This window comes from Thalassospira sp. UBA1131, from assembly GCF_002311515.1.
GTDB lineage: Bacteria > Pseudomonadota > Alphaproteobacteria > Rhodospirillales > Thalassospiraceae > Thalassospira.
The window spans coordinates 21449-25821 of sequence record NZ_DCAO01000109.1 but is presented as its reverse complement, the minus strand read 5'-3'; the positions used below and the strand labels follow the sequence as shown (position 1 = coordinate 25821).

The 4373-nt window shown below is 55.2% G+C and carries 6 protein-coding genes; 5 read left to right on the top strand and 1 reads right to left on the bottom strand.

Annotated features, from left to right (window positions below; genetic code table 11):
- Positions 1-1321: hypothetical protein (locus B3Z49_RS17895; protein WP_296993300.1), on the top strand; the 1321-nt coding region annotated here is incomplete at its 5' end.
- 182 nt (positions 1322-1503) lie between these two features.
- Positions 1504-2118, top strand: a complete 615-nt coding sequence (locus B3Z49_RS17890) for an intradiol ring-cleavage dioxygenase (protein WP_296993298.1) — start codon at positions 1504-1506, stop codon at positions 2116-2118.
- Between the two features lie 30 nt (positions 2119-2148).
- On the opposite strand, the gene B3Z49_RS17885 is transcribed toward B3Z49_RS17890, so the two are convergent.
- A complete protein-coding gene (locus B3Z49_RS17885) occupies positions 2149-2793 on the bottom strand; it encodes a hypothetical protein (RefSeq protein ID WP_296993296.1) in 645 nt (214 codons plus the stop codon).
- A gap of 137 nt (positions 2794-2930) precedes the next feature.
- Between B3Z49_RS17885 and B3Z49_RS17880 the strand changes: the two genes are divergently transcribed.
- The 3 genes from B3Z49_RS17880 to B3Z49_RS17870 form a co-directional block, all read left to right on the top strand.
- Complete coding sequence (locus B3Z49_RS17880; RefSeq protein ID WP_296993294.1) at positions 2931-3548, top strand: TetR/AcrR family transcriptional regulator; 618 nt, start codon at positions 2931-2933, stop codon at positions 3546-3548.
- A 40-nt stretch (positions 3549-3588) separates the two neighbouring features.
- Positions 3589-4065 carry a DUF2269 family protein gene (locus B3Z49_RS17875; RefSeq protein WP_064780582.1) on the top strand — a complete coding sequence of 159 codons (477 nt, stop codon included), beginning with the start codon at positions 3589-3591 and terminating at the stop codon, positions 4063-4065.
- Positions 4066-4194: 129 nt separating this feature from the next.
- Positions 4195-4373: GlcG/HbpS family heme-binding protein (locus B3Z49_RS17870; RefSeq protein ID WP_296993505.1), on the top strand; the 179-nt coding region annotated here is incomplete at its 3' end.

The following is a 4373-nucleotide window of genomic DNA, read 5'->3' as shown; positions in this document are numbered from 1 at the left end:
AACGGGCGAATATCGCATCACAACTGGTTTCATGCCGCGTCTAAGTGGCATGAACCCGATATTGCTCAAAACCCTGATCCAACTTGCTGCATCCAACAAAAAACCGGCTCCCAGCGGAACGGTTGGCAGTGACGCGCAGCTGAAAAATCGCATCGTCCTGTTTGCGGACGAAGCCGTCGCCCTGCCCGACTGGGGGATTTCAGGGCTGCCGTCCATGATCCTCGGCGCGGCACCGCAAACCTGCCTGTTTGTCAGCGACCTCACTGTCGATGATGACGGCGATGACAAGGACGATACCGGCAGTTCCGATAGCAGCAGTGATGACACGTCAGATGCAACAGCCAGCGGTTCGGTATCTTTTTCCCTGACCATCAAGGCCCCGCCTGCCGCCGACAGCAGCCTTAAGTCGCGGACCATTGTCTGGAAGCTGACATTGCCAGTCGCGGGCTTTCGCGATGTGCAAACAGGTGCTAGCACCCCGCCCGTGCACGCCCCTGTGATCAAAACCCGCATCAAGCTGGGCGGCGTTATCCGTGATGTCGAAATCGGCCTTCTGGAAATGGGGCCCCTGGATCAACCGCTTCTGATCGGCAAGGACACGCTCTCAAATAAATTCCTGATCCGCCCCGACCGGCCCGAAGATCAAAAGACACCAGCCGCCCCCACGGTCGACCTGACACCGGCCCCCGCCGAGACGCCAAAACCGGACAACGGCAAGACCGAGGCACGCACGGATAAAGATACGGCCGCGTCCCCATCGGATAAGGACACGGAAACTACGCCTGCCGCCACAGATGCCAAGGCATCTGAGGACACCAAACCGGATACCGACAACAAGGCATCTGACGCTGCCGCCAAGCCAGACAGCACCCCGGCGTCTGAAACACCAGATGCGGCACAGGCAAATGAACAACCCAAGCCCGAGGCAGATGCAGAGGCAAGCGACACCGCCAAATCCTCTCAGGATCCGCAGCAATCCTCAGACGGCACACAAGCGTCCGATGCCTCCCAAACGGCAGCATCGCAGGACACCCAGGCAGCAGCAACCGACGATGACGGGAAAACGGCCAATACTGATCCGGCCCAAGCAAGCACGGATCAAGCAACCCAAACCCAAAACAATGCGTCGTCAGAAGACAGCGACAAACCGGAAAACACGGCGGAAGCCGATCCAAACGACAGTTCGAGCAAGCCAGAGCAAGACACCACTACACCAACGACACCAGCGACCCCCGACACACCAACCGCACCAGAACCAGCGGCAACCAACCCAGACACCCCGAAAACTCAACCGGCTGAGCAGGAAAACAACTCCGCCTAAAGCAGCCCCGAACCCTGAAGCGCCAGACTTCCCTCGCGCCATCCCCTCACGGGTGGCGCATTTTTTTTTGGTGATCAAAGTAATTTTCGACCAACCTCACCTTGTAGTTTCGCGCCGCGACCACATCTGTACCTCATAACAAAAAACACGGTCCCAAACGCGGTTGGGAAAAGGCAAAACCAATGACCATCGATCTGGACTTGGCCGGTCTGTCGCGCAGATCTGCGCTTAAGGGCTGGTTTGCTGCAGGCTCGGCACTTATCGGCAATTCCATTCTTTCACCGGTTTCCTACGCCAGTGACAGAACCCTTCCGGCGACCCCGGCCTGCGGGGAGGATATCGGCCCGACACGCGCCATGACCGAAGGCCCGTTCTATAGCGAAAACCCGCCCGAAAAGCGCAACTTCCGAACCGATACCGGCGGCACGCCGGTGACCCTGCTGGGCTATGTGCTGAACTCGGCCTGCACGCCGATTGCCAATGCGATTGTCGATCTGTGGCATGCGGATGCCGATGGCCATTATGACAATCAGGGCTTTAACATGCGCGGCTATCAGCGCACTGACGGTCAGGGGCGCTATTATTTCGATACCATCCGCCCGGCCGAATATGCCGGACGCACCCCGCATTACCACGTCAAGATCACACCGCCCAATGGCCGAACCCTGACCACCCAGCTTTATTTCCCGGATGAACCGCTGAACGAGCTTGATCACCTGTTTGACAGCGCGCTTCTGATGAACATGCATCCGGCAAGTGACGGCGAAATCAGCCGGTTTGACTTCGTTCTGGGCTGATGCCTGATCACGGGTACCCCTAACCGAGAATTATGGTTTTACAATCGGGTAATCATCCAAACTGCCGCCATCAGGGAGTCGATTATTTTCTGGTTTGACCAATGCGATACCAAATTCCAAATCCTCATGGCCTGTTGGGCCGACAATTACTAGCGCACGCCGAATAGCGCCCGATTCATCAAACAATATGTACGAAACCATACCTGGTCTGTCGGGTGGAAGATCGATCTGTTTAATTCTTCCAACAAGCGTGCTCGCCAAAGCTGATTTCGTTGCATCTAAGCTTTGGTCAGTCATTGAAACCACGCAAGTTTTGTTTTCCACCAAGGTCAACAATACGTCCACACTATTGTAATCCTTGTGCTCATACTGCCAAATACTGGCTTCGGTCTCTGGAAACGCTGCGTCTATGCGCTCCTGAGAAACAAGGTAAGGCGCAATCTGGGGATCAGTAACAAGTACAGAAAGGTCGTCTAGGTTAGCAATACAACGCTTGTTGAATTCATCCGAAGCAAGGCCTTGTGGCACTTCATAAATTGCAAGCTTCCATAGCTTTCCTCCCGCCACGGTAATTACCAATGCAACGAAGAAGAAAATCCAGAACCTTCGCTTTTCCTTGCGTCTCTCGCCAATCACCTTACTAACACCTTTTTTAGATTCTCGTATCGCGAGCATATATTAACCTGATGCACGCAGAACCGTATCTCCGAATTCAGTCTTCGTCGATCTGAAAGATCGAAATGGGGTTGCACAAACTTGGCGCGACGGATAATGTTAACGAAGTTAACATAAGAAAAACGAGATACGTGCAAATGGGAAAGTATCACCACGGTGATGTCCGGAATGTCCTCCTGCAACAAGCTGAAAACATCCTGACGGACGAAGGCCCGGCTGGTTTGTCGCTGCGTCGTCTGGCGCGGCTGACCGGTGTATCGGAAGCCGCCCCCTATCGCCATTTTGACGGTAAGGATGGCATTTTGGCGGCAGTGGCAATTGCCGCCTTTGAAAGGTTTGCCGAACAACTTGAAAGTGCTGCGGAAAGTCATCCCGATCACGAAGAACGCATCATGGCGCTGGGGGCTGCCTATGTGCAGTTCGCGGTCGAAAACCCGCAGCATTTCCGTCTGATCTTTGGCCGCGAACGCCCGCCCCTCGATCAATATCCCGAATTGCGCGATGCCGCCGACAACGCCTTTGACGTCTTGCAGCGTGCGGTCACATCGGTTGATCGCAAGGCCGAAATGACCCTGGCCGAAGCCGCCAGTGCCTATAACCGCGCCCTTGCCGCATGGAGCCGGGCACACGGCATCGCCATGCTGGTGATTGATGGCATGATCGTACCGCCCGCTGATCAGGATCTTTCAAGCTTTGTTCTGGGCCTTCTGGCCGAAGATCTGACCATGCCGGTCAACACCGACAAAGCCCCTTAACCCTTAACGGGCAGCTGCCTGTTACCAACCGGAAAATCAGATGGAATACGCAACCGTCAAACTCATACACGTCATTGGCGCCATCCTGTTTTTGGGCAATATCATCGTATCCGCCGTCTGGAAAATACAGGCAGACCGGACCAACAATCCGGTCGTTATCGCCTTTGCCTGTCGCCTGATCAACGTTACTGATCTTGCCTTTACTGCGCTTGGTTCGGCCCTGATCGTGATTGGTGGCATCGGGCTTTTTCATGCGACCGGCATCGCACTTTCAGAGGCCCCCTATCTTATCTATGGCATTGGTCTGTTTGGCATGGCGGCGATGCTGTGGTTGGTGGGCTTGCTCCCGCTTCAGATCTATATGTCAAAGATCGCGGCCAAAACCGTCGCAAACGGCGAAACCGAGATGCCCGCAAGCTATGAGAAATGCCGCAGGCTGTGGAACATGGTCGGGCGGATTGCCATCCTGTTTCCGCTGGGCGCGCTTTACCTGATGATCATGCGCCCCGACTTCTAAGTGGTGGGCGCAACATGCTGCGCCTTCCACCATACGGAAAGCCGTTTTATCTGATTGATCGGCTTTTGGCGCAGGCCCTAAGATGCCGCCAGTTAATTGCATCAAAGAAAACGTCCCGGGAGAAGTCCAATGCTGACCATCAAACGCCTGTCCATTGAGGATGCCTATATCCTGATCGAAGGCGCACGCAACCGCGCCAATGAAATCGGCGTGCCGATGTGTATCGCGATTACCGACGAATCCGGTGTGCTGATCGCGTTTGAACGCATGGATGGCGGCAAGGTCACCAGCACCACCATCGCCCAGGA

Excerpts from the sequence above, each read along its gene's own strand:
- B3Z49_RS17890 (WP_296993298.1), top strand. The coding sequence starts at position 1,504 with ATGACCATCGATCTGGACTTGGCCGGTCTGTCGCGCAGATCTGCGCTT.
- B3Z49_RS17885 (WP_296993296.1), bottom strand. The coding sequence starts at position 2,793 with ATGCTCGCGATACGAGAATCTAAAAAAGGTGTTAGTAAGGTGATTGGC.
- B3Z49_RS17880 (WP_296993294.1), top strand. The coding sequence starts at position 2,931 with ATGGGAAAGTATCACCACGGTGATGTCCGGAATGTCCTCCTGCAACAA.
- B3Z49_RS17875 (WP_064780582.1), top strand. The coding sequence starts at position 3,589 with ATGGAATACGCAACCGTCAAACTCATACACGTCATTGGCGCCATCCTG.